14 protein-coding genes are annotated in these 16630 nt (G+C 30.6%); 12 read left to right on the top strand and 2 right to left on the bottom strand.

Annotation, left to right across the window (positions count from 1 at the left end):
• Window positions 1-63 precede the first annotated feature (63 nt).
• On the top strand, window positions 64-783 hold the full coding sequence (locus JOC62_RS13420; protein ID WP_204595789.1) for a DUF3298 and DUF4163 domain-containing protein: 720 nt from the start codon (window positions 64-66) through the stop codon (window positions 781-783).
• 33 nt (window positions 784-816) lie between these two features.
• Entirely contained in the window at window positions 817-2193 is a 1377-nt protein-coding gene (locus JOC62_RS13415) for an aldehyde dehydrogenase (RefSeq protein WP_204595788.1), read from the top strand.
• Between the two features lie 46 nt (window positions 2194-2239).
• Here JOC62_RS13415 and JOC62_RS13410 read toward each other — a convergent pair whose 3' ends face one another.
• Entirely contained in the window at window positions 2240-4879 is a 2640-nt protein-coding gene (locus tag JOC62_RS13410; protein WP_204595787.1) for a cation-translocating P-type ATPase, read from the bottom strand.
• Between the two features lie 476 nt (window positions 4880-5355).
• Window positions 5356-5808 carry a GlcG/HbpS family heme-binding protein gene (locus JOC62_RS13405; RefSeq protein WP_204595786.1) on the bottom strand — a complete coding sequence of 151 codons (453 nt, stop codon included), beginning with the start codon at window positions 5806-5808 and terminating at the stop codon, window positions 5356-5358.
• A gap of 500 nt (window positions 5809-6308) precedes the next feature.
• Here JOC62_RS13405 and JOC62_RS13400 point away from each other — a divergent pair, with 500 nt between their 5' ends.
• The 10 genes from JOC62_RS13400 to JOC62_RS13355 all read left to right on the top strand — a co-directional run bounded on the left by JOC62_RS13400 (window position 6309) and on the right by JOC62_RS13355 (window position 16630).
• Window positions 6309-8852, top strand: a complete 2544-nt coding sequence (locus tag JOC62_RS13400; protein WP_204595785.1) for a glycyl radical protein — start codon at window positions 6309-6311, stop codon at window positions 8850-8852.
• Between the two features lie 64 nt (window positions 8853-8916).
• Window positions 8917-9837: a glycyl-radical enzyme activating protein gene (locus tag JOC62_RS13395; RefSeq protein WP_341534812.1), complete on the top strand. Its 921-nt coding sequence runs from the start codon at window positions 8917-8919 to the stop codon at window positions 9835-9837.
• 29 nt (window positions 9838-9866) lie between these two features.
• Window positions 9867-10655: a propanediol utilization microcompartment protein PduB gene (gene pduB / locus JOC62_RS13390; protein WP_204595784.1), complete on the top strand. Its 789-nt coding sequence runs from the start codon at window positions 9867-9869 to the stop codon at window positions 10653-10655.
• Window positions 10656-10704: 49 nt separating this feature from the next.
• The gene (pduA, locus tag JOC62_RS13385) at window positions 10705-10983 is read left to right on the top strand and encodes a BMC domain-containing protein (protein ID WP_204595783.1); all 279 of its coding nucleotides are present in this window, start codon (window positions 10705-10707) and stop codon (window positions 10981-10983) included.
• A gap of 134 nt (window positions 10984-11117) precedes the next feature.
• Window positions 11118-11873, top strand: coding sequence for a hypothetical protein (locus tag JOC62_RS13380; protein WP_204595782.1), 756 nt, complete (start codon window positions 11118-11120; stop codon window positions 11871-11873).
• 80 nt (window positions 11874-11953) lie between these two features.
• Complete coding sequence (locus JOC62_RS13375; protein WP_204595781.1) at window positions 11954-12448, top strand: BMC domain-containing protein; 495 nt, start codon at window positions 11954-11956, stop codon at window positions 12446-12448.
• Window positions 12449-12493: 45 nt separating this feature from the next.
• On the top strand, window positions 12494-12757 hold the full coding sequence (locus JOC62_RS13370; protein WP_204595804.1) for a EutN/CcmL family microcompartment protein: 264 nt from the start codon (window positions 12494-12496) through the stop codon (window positions 12755-12757).
• Window positions 12758-12798: 41 nt separating this feature from the next.
• Window positions 12799-14130 carry an aldehyde dehydrogenase family protein gene (locus tag JOC62_RS13365; protein WP_204595780.1) on the top strand — a complete coding sequence of 444 codons (1332 nt, stop codon included), beginning with the start codon at window positions 12799-12801 and terminating at the stop codon, window positions 14128-14130.
• A 19-nt stretch (window positions 14131-14149) separates the two neighbouring features.
• Window positions 14150-15271 (top strand): 1-propanol dehydrogenase PduQ, encoded by a 1122-nt coding sequence (locus JOC62_RS13360; RefSeq protein WP_243425076.1) that lies wholly within the window; start codon window positions 14150-14152, stop codon window positions 15269-15271.
• Between the two features lie 63 nt (window positions 15272-15334).
• On the top strand, window positions 15335-16630 hold the full coding sequence (locus JOC62_RS13355) for a sensor histidine kinase (protein ID WP_204595778.1): 1296 nt from the start codon (window positions 15335-15337) through the stop codon (window positions 16628-16630).

The raw sequence follows: 16630 nt of genomic DNA, 5'->3' as shown, positions 1-16630 counted from the left end.
TGAAGAATACTATTAAAAAATGATATATTTTTTGAAAAAATGTTGGAAAAGGTAGGAAATGAAATGGCAAGAAGTAGTATTTTAAAGGGTTTAGGCCTATTGGGGATAACTTTCATAATTATAAGTTTTGCACATGGGGTGTGGATAAGTACAAAAGAGTATCAGGAGAAAAGTGGACTTACTGAAGGAGTAGAGATAAAACATAAGGATAAGTGCCTTGAGATTAATGTTAATTATCCTAAAATAATTGATAAAGAAAGTAAAAATATAAATAATGAAATAGTCACATGGACAAATTCCTGGATTAAAGAGGTGGAAGATGTACTTGAAGATTATAAAAAGAGTGGATACATATGCAACGTACCATATCAATTATTCTCAAATTACTATATAACAAAGGAAAGCAATGATATATTGAGCTTTTACATAGATTATTATCAATTTACTGGTGGTGCACATGGAAGTACTACAAGGAAAGGTTATGTTATAGATAGAAAGATAGGAAAAAAATTAGTTATCAAGGAATTATTTAAGAAAGGATATGATTATAAAACTGTTATAGATAAAGAGATAAAAAAACAAATAAGTGCAGATAAGGAAAGGTACTTTGATGAGGGAACTACATATAAAGGAATAGCAGATGATGTTAAATTCTATATAAAGGGAGAAAATTTAGTTGTATATTACGGTCAGTACGAAATAGCTCCATATGCCTCAGGGATACCTGAGTTTAATATACCTTTAAGTAAGTTTAATGGAAATCTAGTATATGATAAAATCTAAGTAGAGAATTAAAGTACTTAGAGGTGATAGAGGATGGGGAAGTTAGAAGAGGTATTAAAGAAACAAAAAGAGTTCTTTGCTACTAGAAAAACTAAAGATATTGATTTTAGAATAAGCAATTTAAAAAAATTAAAAGATATATTAAAAAAGAATGAGGATAGAATACTTGAGGCACTTAAAGATGATTTAAATAAATCATATTTTGAAGGATATTCAACAGAAGTTGGAATTGTATATGAAGAAATAAATATGCAAATAAAACATTTAAGAAAATGGGCTAGGAAAGAGAGTGTATCTAGTTCTATAGTATTTTTCCCAAGTAGAAGTTATATTTATAAAGAACCATATGGAGTATCATTAATTATTGGACCATTTAATTATCCATTTCAATTAGTAGTAGCACCATTAATAGGTGCAATAGCAGCCGGAAATTGTGCTGTAATGAAACCGTCAGAGTATTCAATAAATACTTCAAAGACATTAGAAGATATTATAAATAGCAATTTTGATGATGGATATATTAAAGTTGTTGAACCAGAGGGTGGCAGAGAGTCTGTAACAGAGTTGTTGACTTTAGATTTTGATTATATTTTCTTTACTGGAAGTGTAATGGTTGGGAAAATAGTTATGGAAGCTGCATCTAAAAAACTTATTCCTGTGACTTTAGAACTTGGTGGAAAGAGTCCCTGTATTATTGATGAAGATGCTAATTTAAAATTAAGTGCAAAAAGAATCGTATGGGGTAAACTTTTAAATGCAGGTCAAACTTGCGTGGCACCAGATTATTTAATGGTACACAAGAAAGTTAAAGAAGAGTTTTTAAAATTATTAGTTCAAGAGATTGAAGACCAATATGGAAAAGATATAGGAAAGAATGATGAATATCCAAGAATAATTAGAGAACGTGATGTAGAAAGATTAAGTACTTATTTAGATGATGGTAATGTATATTTTGGTGGTGATTATGATATTAAAGATAGATACATGATGCCAACTATACTTACAGAGGTTGATATAAATAGTGAAGTTATGACCAATGAAATATTTGGACCAATATTACCTGTATTGGAATTTGATGATACAGATAAAGTGATAAATTTTGTTAATAGTAGACCAAAACCATTAGCACTATATTATTTTTCAGAAAGTAAGAAGAATATAGAATATATATTAGAAAATACTAGCTCAGGTGGAGTTACAATAAATGATACTGTACTGCAAGCTGGATATAAAAATCTTCCTTTTGGTGGAGTTGGAAATAGTGGTATTGGAGAGTATCATGGTAAAGCAAGCTTTGATACATTTACTCATAGAAAGCCTGTTGTTAAAAGAGGCACATATATAGAGTTCCCATTCAGGTTTGCACCTTTTGGAGATAAGATTAAATTAATAAAAAAATTTATGAAATAATATTATAAAAACCTCCCTGTTTAGGGAGGTCTTTTAATAAAATTTATTATATTGCAGCCTTTTTATCTTCTTCTTGTGAATCTTTTACGAAGGCTTCTTTAAATACTTTAATACCTTGTATTATAACTGTTGGTAAGAAAGCTAATAAATAAATTAAGCCAACTTGAGTCCATGAAAGAGTAGCAACCTCAAATAATTTTTGTAATGGTGGTACAAATAAAACTAAGTTTAGGAGTATAGCACCAGTTAAAAATGCATATATTGAATACTTGTTAGAGCCTAAACCAAGTTTGAATATTGAAGCTTTACCACGACAGTTAAATCCATGGAACAGTCTTCCAAGACAAAGTGTTGAGAATGCCATTGTACTAGCAACAGCAGGGCCAGCTTCAAGTCCAATATGGAAAGCAACTATAGTAAATACTGCAATAATTAAACCCTCGATAGCAATATCTAAAATAAAATCTTTAGTTAAAATAGATTCTTTGCTATCTCTAGGTTTTTCTTTTAGAAGATCCTTAGTTGGATTTTCAACACCAATTGCTATAGCAGGTAAACTATCAGTTAAAAGGTTAATAAACAATAAGTGTACTGGCATAAATGGTACAGGTAGTGCCATTATTGAAGCATAAAGTACAGCAAGTATACCAGAAGTATTACCTGAAAGTAAGAATTTAATTGAGTTCTTTATGTTTGCATAAACATTTCTTCCATTAGTAACAGCTTTAACAATTGTTGCAAAGTTATCATCTGTAAGTATCATTGATGCAGCATCCTTTGAAACCTCTGTTCCAGTGATCCCCATAGCTATACCTATATCAGCTTGTTTAAGTGCAGGAGCATCATTAACACCATCACCAGTCATAGCAACAATTTTACCTTTGTTTTGCCATGCACTTACTATTCTAATTTTATGTTCAGGTGAAACTCTAGCGTAAACTGATATATGATCAAGCTTTCTCATAAGTTCTTCTTCACTCATCTTATCAAGTTCTAAACCAGTAACAGCCATATCTCCATCTTGAAGAATACCTATTTGTTTAGCAATAGCAGAAGCAGTGATTTTATGGTCACCAGTAATCATTATTGGTTTGATTCCAGCAGTTATACAATCTCTAACAGCTTCAGCTGATTCAACTCTTGGAGGATCAATCATTGAAACTAATCCAAGGAAAGTATATTCATTTTCATCTTCTAAAGTTAAATCACGAATTTCTGGAAGTTCTTTATAAGCAAAAGCTAAAACTCTTAAGCCATTTTGAGAAAGTTCCATATTAGTATCTATAATTTTTTGTTTATCATCTTCAGTTATAGGTCTTACACCATTTGAAGTTTTAATAGAAGTAACTCTGTTTAAAAGTACATCAAAAGCACCTTTTGTGAACATTATGTTTTTGCCATCAATCTGATGAACTGTACTCATAAGCTTTCTATCTGAATCAAAAGGAATTTCTTTTAATCTTTCAAATTCTTTTCTTATGGCATCTTCTTTTAAGTTATAAATATGAGCAAGATTTACTAAAGCAACTTCTGTTGGATCACCTATTTCTTGTCCATCAATTGAAGTTGAGTCATTACATAAAACTGCACTATTTAATAAGTACTGCTCAGCTTCATTAGTTAAATCTAACTTTTCAGAAGCTATAAGTTTTCCGTCAACGTATATTTGCTTAGTTGTCATTTTATTTTGAGTAAGTGTACCAGTTTTATCTGAACAGATTATTGATACAGAACCTAAACCTTCAACAGCTTTAAGGGATTTAATTATTGCATGTTCTTTTGCCATTTTTTGAGTTCCTATAGCAAGAACAATTGTAACAATAGAACTTAAAGCTTCAGGAATAGCAGCAACAGCAAGGGCAACAGCAAACATTAATGAATCAAGTATTGGGGTATTTCTATAAACACTTAAACCAAATACAATAGCACAAATTACTAGAATTACTATAGCAAGCTTTTTAGAAAAATCATCTAAACTTATTTGTAGTGGAGTTTTCTTTTCTTGTGTTTGATCCATAAGTGTAGCGATTTTACCAAGTTCAGTATCCATACCAGTAGCAGTAACAATAACTAAAGCACGTCCATAAGTAACAAGGGAACTAGAAAATACCATATTTTTTTGATCGCCTAATGCTATTTCATCTTTAGCTATAACATCAGAAGTTTTAGTAACACTTTCAGATTCACCAGTTAAAGAGCTTTCATTAACTTGAAGAGAGTAATTTTCGATAATTCTACCATCAGCTACAACTAAATCTCCAGCTTCAAGGACTAATATATCACCAGGAACAATATCCTTTGAAGGAACTTCAGTTTTGACACCGTTTCTAAGAACCTTAGCATTAGGTGCGGATAGTGCTTTTAAACTGTTTAGTGATTGTTCAGCTTTAACGTGTTGAACAGTACCTAGTATTGCATTTAAGATTATAACTGCAAATATTACAATTGTACTTTCAACATTTCCAGTAGCGATAGATACAATACCTGCAATAATAAGGATAATAACTAATAAATCCTTAAATTGCTCAAAGAATACTTGTATAGTGCTCTTTTTTTTCTTTTCGCTTAGTACATTTTCACCATACTTTTCTCTGTATAGATCTACTTCAGTATCTTTAAGACCTTCCTTGGTGGTGCCAAAGTTATGAAGTACATCTTCAGTAGTTTTGTTAAAAAAGTTTTTCATTTAAATAGGACCCCTTTCATACTTTAATATCTTATATTTTTTAATAAAAAAAGACTCTTAATATAAACTACGAATTTAAAAAATCATAATCTATATTAAAAGTCTCGTAACCGCTAGGGTATATAACACCAGACATGAAATCATGCCGAGAATGTTGACGTTATATTTAAAACTACTCCCTCTTAAGTTATTTAGTTGTTAATACAAGAATATATCTATGAGATTAGAAAGTCAATAGATAATAATACATTATATTATTATTTAACATAGAATGAACATAAATCTTACATAGAATTTATAAACATAATGGTATATTTATAAAATAGTATATCAAGCTATTTGATTTTAGGTCTAAATAAGTTACTTGATTATAGATATAAATACAGAAAATAAAATAGTCTGTTCAAACTCCATTATATGGTAAATTATCATAGTGAAGATTGAGCAGACTATATTTTAGAATTAAAATATTTTTGTTATTTTAAAGCTGTTTTAGCTATAAGCACATCTTCATCTATACTACCTCCGCTAACACCAATAGCGCCGATGAATTTGCCATGATTTATTATTGGTATTCCACCACCCAAAGTACAAAGTTTGCCAGGATGTATATTTTCTAAACCATAAAATGGGCCACTGGGAAGTATTAGCTCATGAACTTTTTCTGTATCCATTTTTAGGGCAATAGCAGTATATGCTTTATTTAGAGCGGCAGTAATACTTATTAGCAAAGCATTGTCCATTTTATGTTGAGCAATAAGATTTCCGCCTTCATCAACTATTGCAATAGTTACGGAGATATTAATTTCTTTAGCCTTAGCCTCAGCTTTATTAAGGATTTCCTTAGCTTTATTTAAAGTAATAGTGTTATCTTTCAAAGATGTTATTATATTTTCTGTAATTTTATGGGCTATATCATTATCTATCATTTTTAATCACCTCATTAAACTTATGATAATAAAAATTAATTTATAATATAGAAATAGTATATTGTCTTATCTCAATCAATACTTGTAAATTACAATTAGCGATTATGTAAATTTAAAACTAGAGTTACGGTAATAATAATTTACTTAAGGTTAGTATTATTATTTTAAATGAAGTTTGGATTTTACAAGAATTATTAAAATGACAACATAAAGGTTTTAATTTTACCTTTTGTAATGACGCTATTTAATATAGAAAATATTTATGTAGAAATAGAATATTTTTAAGGTTATTAGGTTGTAGTTTTTAGATATAAAAGTAAATTGAACTTTAAATATTACTTTTATATCTTTTTTTAATTTAAATCAATTTAATATACAGCCCGATATGGTTTTAATATTACTTTAATTAAGTTTGAAAAGTATTATAAGAAATTTATGTAGCTAATTTATAATAAAGCTACAGCAAATAAATTTAAACGATTTCTTAAGGGGGAATAAAAATGATAGCCAAAGGTTTTTCAGAACCAACTGAAAGAGTTAAAAGATTAAAAAAAATGATTGTTGATGCAATTCCATACGTTGAATCAGAAAGAGCAGTTCTTGTAACAGAATCATATAAAGAGACAGAAGGTTTATCTCCAATACTAAGACGTGCTAAGGCTGTAGAAAAAATATTTAATAATTTACCTATAACTATTCGTGAAGATGAGTTAATAGTAGGGGCAATAACTAAAAATCCTCGTTCTACTGAAATTTGTCCTGAATTTTCTTATGATTGGGTTGCTAAAGAGTTTGAGACTATGGGAACAAGAATTGCAGATCCATTTCAAATTCCAAAGGAAACAGCAAAAGAATTAGAAGAAGCTTTTAAATATTGGGAAGGCAAAACTACAAGTTCACTTGCTGACTCTTATATGTCTAAAGAAGCGAAGGATTCTATAGCAAATGGAGTCTTTACAGTAGGAAATTATTTTTATGGTGGAGTAGGACATGTTTGCGTAGATTATGGGAAGATATTAAAAAAAGGATTTAAAGGAGTTATTGCGGAAGTTGTTGAAGCTATGAGCAAGATGGATAAGAAAGATCCAGACTATATAAAGAAACAACAATTTTATAATGCTGTAATTATTTCATATACTGCTGCAATTAACTTTGCACATAGATATGCAAATAAAGCAAGAGCTATGGCCGAAGTTGAGACTAATAATATAAGAAAAGAAGAATTATTACAAATTGCAGCTAATTGTGATAGAGTTCCAGAGAATGGGGCTACTAATTTTTATGAAGCTTGTCAAGCTTTCTGGTTTGTTCAAATAATGGTTCAAATTGAATCAAGTGGACACTCAATATCTCCAGGGCGTTTTGACCAATATATGTATCCTTACTTAAGAGATGATAAGAAAATTTCAAAAGAATTCGCTCAGGAGTTAGTAGATTGTATTTGGGTTAAACTTAATGATATTAATAAGACACGTGATGAGGTGTCAGCTCAAGCGTTTGCAGGATATGCTGTTTTTCAAAACCTTTGTGTTGGAGGACAAAATGAAGAGGGAATTGATGCTACAAATGAGGTTTCATATATGTGTATGGAGGCAACAGCACATGTTAAACTACCAGCACCTTCTTTCTCAATTCGTGTATGGCAAGGAACTCCAGATGAGTTTTTATTAAGGGCGTGTGAGCTTGCAAGATTAGGTCTAGGTGTTCCAGCTATGTATAATGATGAAGTTATAATTCCAGCATTAATTAATAGGGGTCTTACACTTAGAGATGCTCGTAATTATTGTATTATTGGTTGTGTTGAACCTCAATGTCCTCATAAAACAGAAGGATGGCATGATGCAGCATTCTTTAATGTAGCGAAGGTGTTAGAGATTACATTAAACAATGGTAAGGTGAATGGAAAGCAACTAGGTCCTGTTACAGGAGATGTAACAACTTTTAAGACAATAGAAGAATTATATGATGCATTTAAGAAGCAAATGGAATATTTTGTGCAATATCTTGTTGAAGCAGATAATTGTGTTGATTATGCGCATGCGGAGAGAGCGCCACTTCCATTCTTATCAGCTTTAGTTGATGATTGTATAGGAAGAGGTAAATCAGTTCAAGAGGGTGGAGCAATTTATAACTTTACAGGACCTCAAGCTTTTGGTGTTGCTGATACAGGAGATTCAGTATATGCAATACAAAAACATGTATTCGAAGATAATACAATTTCTATGAAGCAATTAAAAGAAGCATTAGATGCGAACTTTGGACATTCTGCAGAAGGCAATAATGCATCTTGTAATAATACAAGTAGCTCAGAAATTAGTGAAATGCAAATTTATGAAGCGGTGAAGAAAATATTAATTAATTCAGGTTCCATAGATCTTGCAGACATTCAAAATAAAATTGTATCTGAATTACAACCATCTAATAATACAGTAGCTTCAGGTGATTTTGAAAACATAAGAAGGATTTTAGATAATACACCGGCTTTTGGTAATGATATTGATGAAGTGGATATGGTTGCTCGTAAATGTGCACAAATTTATTGCTTTGAAGTAGAAAAATATACTAATCCACGTGGAGGACAATTCCAAGCAGGTGTTTATCCAGTTTCTGCAAACGTTTTATTTGGTAAGGATGTTTCAGCACTACCTGATGGTAGACTAGCTAAGACACCACTTGCAGATGGAGTTTCACCAAGAGCTGGTAAAGATGTTAATGGTCCAACTGCTGCAGCAAATTCTGTAGCTAAATTAGATCATTTTATAGCATCAAATGGAACTCTTTATAATCAAAAATTCTTACCATCTGCTGTATCAGGAGATAATGGACTGCAAAACTTTGCTTCCGTAGTAAGAAGTTATTTTGACCATAAAGGTATGCATGTTCAATTTAATGTAATAGATAAGCAAACTTTAATAAATGCACAAAAAAATCCAGAAGAGTATAAAGACCTTGTTGTTCGTGTTGCTGGTTATAGCGCTCAATTCGTTGTTCTTGCAAAAGAAGTACAAGATAATATTATAGATCGTACTGAACATTCAATGTAGTTTTTAATATTCCGATTATAATCATACTAAATTAATAATTATAAATGAAGGTAGGGAATTATGGATGATGGATACTATTAATTATGGTATGGAGGGACTTGTGTTTGATATACAAAGATATTCTATACATGATGGGCCAGGAATTCGTACAATAGTTTTTTTAAAAGGATGTCCTCTATCATGCAGATGGTGTAGTAATCCTGAGTCTCAAGAACTAAAGCCATCTATAATGTATCAAAAAAGTAATTGCATTCATTGTGGAAAGTGTATTTCTGCATGTAAAAGAGGTGCTATAAATCCTGATAATAAGGAATTTATTAATAGGGAACTTTGCACAGCCTGTGGTGAATGTGTAAATGTATGTTTAGCTAGTGCATTAACCTTAAAAGGAAAGAAAATGACTGTTGAACAAATTATAAAAGAACTTAAAAAGGATTCAATTAATTACAGAAGGTCAGGGGGAGGGGTAACTTTATCAGGAGGAGAGCCACTAGTACAGTCTGTATTTGCAAAGGAAATTTTTAAGGCTTGCAAAGCACAAGGATGGCATACAGCAATTGAAACTACTGGGTATGCAAGACAGGAGGTTATTGATATGGTATTTCCTTATGTTGATTTAGTACTTATGGATATAAAGAATATAAGTTCAGATATTCATAAAGAAGGGACTGGAGTATCAAATGAAATTATCCTTAAAAATGCGAAAAGAATTTCTGAAATAACTAAAATGGTTGTTAGAGTGCCTGTAATACCTAGATTTAATTCTAGTCGGGAAAATATTTTAGAGATAAGTAAGTTTGCGAAAACTTTAAATAGAATAGATACAGTCCACTTATTACCATATCATACTTATGGTGAAAATAAATATGAGCTTCTTGGAAAGAATTATCTTATGAAAGAATTTCAATCATTAAATGAAGATGAAATTGATAGTTTAAAGGATATAGTTCAAGGACAAGGGCTTAAATGTGTTATTGGTGGATAAAAATTAGATATTAGAATGGAGGTTTTAGAATGGATCAAGAATTAATTGAAAAAGTAATGAGACAAGTCTCTAATGAATTGGGTATTTCAACTCAAAATAAAAAAGATGAATGTAAAGAGAGATGCACGCAAAGTATAGGGGTTACTGAATTTGTAGGTACTGCAATAGGAGATACAATAGGACTAGTTATTGCAAGTGTAGATCCAATGCTAACAGAAATCATGAAACTAGGCAAGTATCGTTCAATTGGTATTATTGGCGCTAGAACTGGAGCAGGTCCACAGATAATGGCTGTTGATGATGCTGTTAAAGCTACAAATACAGAAATTATATCAGTTGAATTACCTAGAGATACTAAAGGTGGAGCAGGTCATGGAAGCTTAATTTATATAGGTGCTGATGATGTATCTGATGCTAGACGTGCAGTTGAAATTGCACTATCAAGTGTTGAAAAATATTTTGGAGATGTCTATGGAAATGATGCAGGTCATTTAGAATTTCAATATACAGCTAGAGCAAGCTATTGCTTAGAAAAAGCTTTTGGAACACCACTTGGTAAAGCTTTTGGAATGGTTTGTGCAGGACCTGCTGCAATTGGAACTGTATTAGCAGATAGTGCTGTAAAAGCAGCAAATGTTAATGTGGTTAGTTATGCTTCTCCAGGAAGTGGGACTAGTCACTCAAATGAAGTGATTTTAACATTTAGTGGAGATTCGGGCGCAGTTAGACAAGCTGTGAAATCAGCTATTGAAGTCGGTACAAAGTTATTGGGGGCATTAGGTGATGAGCCTAAGTCAACGACTACACCTTATATTTAGAATTTTAAGTATAAATGAAAATATTATAAGAAATTAGGAGGTTTTTAATATGAATTCAGAAGCGTTAGGAATGATTGAAACTAAAGGGTTAGTTGCTGCAATAGAGGCGGCAGATGCTATGGTTAAGGCAGCAAATGTTAATTTAATAGGATATGAGAAGATTGGGTCAGGTCTTGTTACAGTTATGGTAAGAGGTGATGTTGGCGCAGTTAAGGCAGCAACTGATGCAGGGGCTGCTTCAGCAAAACAAGTTGGAGATGTTGTTTCTATACATGTTATTCCACGTCCACATACAGACACAGAAAAGATTCTTCCTAAATTTGTATAAGGAATATTAAAAGCAGTCAATGGGTGATGTACACTGTTAATTTAAATCACAATTAATAATCTATTTTTGTTAGTTTTAAGGTTTTGATAATTAATGGGGTTCTAGCCCATTGAAAATTTAACAGGAGGGATAATGTGGAGATAGATGATAAGGTAATTAGAGAATTAGTAATTAAAGCTATAAAATTGATACAGTCAGAAAACTCTACGAAAAGTTTATCTATTCCTAAGAAGAAGCTTTATGTAATTTTTACTGAAGAATGGAACAGTAAGTATTGGGGATTTTTTGAAAGCTTAAATAAAATAAATAAATATGATGTTTATGCTGTTATACCATCTCGGATAACTAATAATATTCATGTTAATAATCTAAAAAAATTTCAGGTATGCAAAGGCATAATTGAGGAAAAGGATGTAAAGTTTGATGATTTAGAAGATTATATAACTGTATTTCCTATAATACCAAGAAGCCTCGTAGCTAAAGTAGCATTATGTATAGATGATACATTTGAGGCAAAGTGGATATTTAAAAATATGGAAAAAGGGCAAAGAACTATTCTATGTAGATCGGGTCTTGCCAAAATGACTGGCAAAGAGCCATCAAGTTATGTAAATAAGATATTAGGTTATTACAGAACCTTATTAGAGTTTAATATAGAAATATCTGATGAATTTTTTGATATGAATAAAGAGATTTTATCTATAGATATTGATGAACCATTAGATAAATTAAATGAAAAATATAAACAGAGCTCTAAAAAAGTCATAACTGAGATTGATATAGAAAAATATGTACAGGATAGAAAAATAATTTTAAATAAGGGAGATATTATAACAGAATTAGCTAAAGATAGGGCACGTAGTTTAAATATCTCTATATTAAAAATGTAGTTTATATAATACATTTAATACCAATTAATTATTATTACTTTTTAAAATTTTAGTTTATAAAGTAAAAGTGAGGTGACAGGATGGGAGAATCATTAGGATTAATAGAAGTAAGTGGATTGACAACAGCTATTTTAGTGGCAGATACAATGGCTAAAACAGCTAATATTAAAATATTAGATATTGAAAATACAAAGGGGCTTGGATATATGACAATAAAAGTATGTGGAGATGTTGGAGCAGTAAATTCTGCAGTTGCATCTGGAAAGCAAATTGCTATAGAGAAGGGTGTTCTTGTTTCTTCAAAGGTTATTCCAAGATGTTCTAAGGAGGTAGAGTTAGCCTTTTATCCACATGAAGAGAAAAAAGATGATGTAATTAATAAAAAAGAAAAGGAACAAAATATTGAAAGTATTCCTGTAGAAACACTAAAGGAAGTTAATCATAAACAAGAAAAAAATACAAAAAAACTTATAGATGATAAGGTTATTGATAAAAATTTGAAGATAGATGATTTTAAGCCTAAGGAGAAGAAAACAAGAAAAAACAGCAAAAAATCTGAAACTAAAAAAGAATAAATACATCTAGAGAAGCTATTAAAGCAAGAAAGGACTGTGATTAAGATGTATATGGCTAAGGTTATTGGTAATGTTGTAGCAACAAGAAAAGATGAATCGTTAGTAGGATATAAATTAATGGTTGTAAGGCGAATAGATGATAACTATGAATTTATTGGACATGAAGAGGTTGCAGCAGACTATACTGGAGCAGGTATAGGTGACTACGTTTTATTATGTAAGGGATCAGCTGTTAGGGTTGAAGAGAGAAAAAAGAATGTTGCTATAGATATGGCTATTATCGGAATTATAGATACTATTGATGTTTAATGATATCTTAGTATTTTTCTAGATAAAGAAAGGAGGAGAGAATGAACAAAGGTTATAGGTTAAAAAGCGGTATTTTTCCTTCAGTAAATGATGCAGTTCTATCTGCATTAGGTGCATATAATCAATATGCCAAACTTAATTTAAATGAGCGTAGAGAAGTTATTGAAGTTATAAAGAGACGACTTTTAGCAAATGTTGAGGAAATTGCAAATATGGTTGTTGAAGAAACTGGGATGGGAAATGTACATGATAAAATAATAAAACTTGTTTTATCTATAAATAAAACTCCAGGAATTGAGGATTTAATTACTGAAGTAAAAACAGGTGATAATGGAATGACATTATATGAATTATCTTCTTATGGTGTTATTTGTGCTATTCATCCATGTACTAATCCATGTGCAACATTAATTAGCAATACAATTGGTATGTTAGCAGCGGGAAATGCAATTGTTCATTGTCCACATCCAAGAGCAATAGAGGTATCAAAATATGTCACTGAAATAATTAATAGGTCAATAGTAGAAATATGTGGTATTGATAATTTAGTTGTAACACTAAATGAAAGCTCAATGGCTTCTACTAGTGAAATTATGAGCCATCCTGATATTTCTATGATTGTAACAACAGGAGGAATCAACGTTTTAAGACGTGCAATGATTTCAGGAAAAAAAGTTATTGGCGCAGGACCTGCAAATCCTACTGTAATTGTTGATGAGACAGCTAATCTTGAAAAAGCTGCGAGAGATATAGTTAATGGTGCTTCCTTTGATAATAATGTTATGTGCATATCAGAGAAAAGCATAGTTGCAGTATCATCAATAGCAGAGAAATTAATAGAAGAACTTATTAAAAATGATGTTTACTATGTAAATAGTGATGAGGAAATGTTAAGACTTACAGTTGCGACAGTAACGAATGATATGACGATAAATAAAGCACTTGAAGGAAAAAGCGCAAATGAGATTTTATCAGCAGCCGGAATTCAATGTGATAGGAAGATTAGGCTTATTGTAGTTGATACAATAAAGCAACATCCTTTTACAACACTAGAAATGCTTATGCCTTTAATACCTTTAATAAGAGTAGAGAATTTTGAAAAATCCTTAGAGACAGCTTTAGAAATAGAACAAGGATTTAAGCATACGGCAATAATTCACTCTCAATCAATTGAAAGACTAAATATTGCAGCAAAAGAGATGCAAACATCAGTATTTGTTAAAAATGGTGCTTCATTAGTTGGAATTGGTGTAAATGGGGAAGGAGACACTAGCTTTACCATTGCTACTGCAACTGGAGAAGGAACAACTACTGCAAGACACTTTACTAGAAGAAGACGTTGTTCACTTACAAGTGGTTTTTCAATTCGCTAGTGCGACAAGGAGGTTAAAGTTGTTACATGAAGTTTATATAAAAACAAAGATTTATTTTGGAGAAAACTCATTAAGTAGGTTAGAGAAATTTAAAAATGAAAACATATGGATAATATGTGATGGGTTTCTTGTTAGAAGTGGAATAGTTAAAGGTATATTAAAGTTTATAGATAGTAGCAATAATGTTTCTATTTTTGATAAAGTTATTCCTGATCCACCCTTAACAGTTATAGGAAGTGGTGTTGCTATTATTAAAAAAATTAACCCAAGTGTTGTTATAGCATATGGTGGGGGATCGGCAATTGATACTGCAAAAGGTATTCTTTACTTTGCGAGAGAAAAAAATATAATTGATAAAGTTAATTTTATTGCAATTCCAACAACAAGTGGAACAGGTTCAGAGGTTACAAATGCAACTATCATAACCGATACAGAAACTAAAATTAAACATGCTATATTTGATGATAGTCTTTTACCAGATGAAGCAATTTTAGATTCTAATTTAACTCTATCTGTGCCAGCAGATATAACTGCTAATACAGGAATAGATGTTTTAACTCATGCATTGGAAGCTTATGTTTCTAATAAAGCTAATTCTTATTCAGATGCTTTAGCAGAAAAAGCAGTTGAACTTGTTATAGAATCATTAGTTAAGTGCTATCACAACGGGAAAGATATTGAAGCAAGAAGTAAGATGCATGAAGCCTCTAACTTAGCTGGTATAGCATTTAATATTTCTGGATTAGGCATAAATCATAGCCTTGCGCATCAGTTAGGTGGCAGATTTAAGATTCCACATGGCTTAGCCAATGGATTACTTTTAACTAATGTAATTGATTATAACAGTCATGGTATTAATACTCTTAAAAAATATGCAAAGCTTGTATATAAAACTGGAATGGTAGATAAAACAAAGGGAGATGAATTTGCAGTAAAAGTATTAAAAGAGTACATTAACTCAATAATGAAAATTATGAAAATGCCAATGAAATTAAAAGAACTAAATATAGATAAGGATGATTTTCATAAAGTAAAAGCATTAATGGCACAAAATGCATTAAAAGATGGGTGTACTGAATTAAATCCAAGAAAGGTTAATACAATTGAGCTAGAGAATTTAATAGGGAAAATATACCAATAAAGTGCTTTATATGGTAAAATACATTAAGAAATGTATTCTATAGTATATAAAGGAGTGGAATAAATGAATAAGTTCCATGGAAATAATGGTATTAAAATAATTGATGATAACTTAATAAATAAATTTAATATCACTAGTTTATTTGGCAAGAAGACATTAGAAAGCATTCAAGAAAAAATAGCAAAGGCTACAGGGCTTGCGTTTGTTACAGTTGATTTTAAAGGTGAACCAATAACTGAAATGACATCGTTTACTAAGTTTTGTGTAGAAAGAAGAAAGCGAATGGATACCGCATGCAATTGTAAGGCCTCAGATGCTTTTGGAGGGATTCAGGCAGCAGTAACACAAAAGAATTGCGTATATCTTTGCCCTTGTGGTTTGTTAGAGATAGCTATGCCAATTATAGTGAGGGGACATTATTTAGGAGCGTTTATTGGTGGACAAGTAAGGTGTATAGATACACCAAATCATATTAGTAGACTAGAGAATTTAATTACTGATTCAAAGGACTATAAAAAAGAAAAATACATGAAAGAATTATTTAATGATATACCTATATACAAATATGAAAAGTTTGTAAGTGTGGCTGAATTAATTTCACTTATTATAAATCAAATGGGTGAAAAAGAGGCTTATGAAATAATAAAAAATGATACATTAAAAAAAGAACTAGAAGAAATTAATAATGAGAAAAAGAAACTAAAGTTAGAGAATGATTTAAAAAATATTGAGATTTCTAATTTAAAAGCAAAAATTAATCCATATTCTTTGATTAATATACTAAATTCAATTTCAAGTTTAGCTATAATTGAAGACTCACCAAGAACTAATGATATGATCATACTGTTCTCTGAATATCTAAAACAGAATTTTAGTAGTGAAAAAAGTTACAAAAGTTTAAATGATGAATTTGATAGAATAAATACTTATTTAATGATGCAAAAGATTAAGTATGGAGAGTTATTAAATTATACAATTGATATTTCTGAAATAATCAGTATACAAAGGATTCCTTGTGATATTATTATGCCATTTGTTGAAAATTCCGTTTTCTATGGGATAACAACAAATAATATAGATTGGAAAATAGAAATAGATGCACATTATGAAAATAATGATGTTGTTATTTGTATCCGTGATAATGGGTTAGGTCTTAGTGATAAAGAAATATCAAAGAAGTTTAAAATATTTAAAGATAATTATGAAGGGCATTCTATAAAGGTTGGTATTAGAAATGCAAGAGAAAAACTTGTAATGCTATTTGGGAAAAAATACGATGTTTTTATTGAAAACATTCATGAAAAAGGAACAACAAGTATCATTAGGTATCCAAGAAATTTTGATGAAAGGAATGTTTAG

The sequence above is a fragment of the Clostridium sardiniense genome, from assembly GCF_016907995.1.
Taxonomy (GTDB): domain Bacteria; phylum Bacillota; class Clostridia; order Clostridiales; family Clostridiaceae; genus Clostridium; species Clostridium sardiniense.
The sequence above is the reverse complement of the archived record's forward strand: the minus strand, read 5'-3'. Positions and strand labels throughout refer to the sequence as shown.

Coding starts and splice junctions, on each gene's coding strand:
- JOC62_RS13370 (WP_204595804.1), top strand. CDS start 12,494: ATGTATATGGCTAAGGTTATTGGTAATGTTGTAGCAACAAGAAAAGAT.
- JOC62_RS13375 (WP_204595781.1), top strand. CDS start 11,954: ATGGGAGAATCATTAGGATTAATAGAAGTAAGTGGATTGACAACAGCT.
- JOC62_RS13365 (WP_204595780.1), top strand. CDS start 12,799: ATGAACAAAGGTTATAGGTTAAAAAGCGGTATTTTTCCTTCAGTAAAT.
- JOC62_RS13410 (WP_204595787.1), bottom strand. CDS start 4,879: ATGAAAAACTTTTTTAACAAAACTACTGAAGATGTACTTCATAACTTT.
- JOC62_RS13400 (WP_204595785.1), top strand. CDS start 6,309: ATGATAGCCAAAGGTTTTTCAGAACCAACTGAAAGAGTTAAAAGATTA.
- JOC62_RS13355 (WP_204595778.1), top strand. CDS start 15,335: ATGAATAAGTTCCATGGAAATAATGGTATTAAAATAATTGATGATAAC.
- JOC62_RS13395 (WP_341534812.1), top strand. CDS start 8,917: ATGATGGATACTATTAATTATGGTATGGAGGGACTTGTGTTTGATATA.
- JOC62_RS13405 (WP_204595786.1), bottom strand. CDS start 5,808: ATGATAGATAATGATATAGCCCATAAAATTACAGAAAATATAATAACA.
- JOC62_RS13415 (WP_204595788.1), top strand. CDS start 817: ATGGGGAAGTTAGAAGAGGTATTAAAGAAACAAAAAGAGTTCTTTGCT.
- JOC62_RS13420 (WP_204595789.1), top strand. CDS start 64: ATGGCAAGAAGTAGTATTTTAAAGGGTTTAGGCCTATTGGGGATAACT.
- pduA (WP_204595783.1), top strand. CDS start 10,705: ATGAATTCAGAAGCGTTAGGAATGATTGAAACTAAAGGGTTAGTTGCT.
- pduB (WP_204595784.1), top strand. CDS start 9,867: ATGGATCAAGAATTAATTGAAAAAGTAATGAGACAAGTCTCTAATGAA.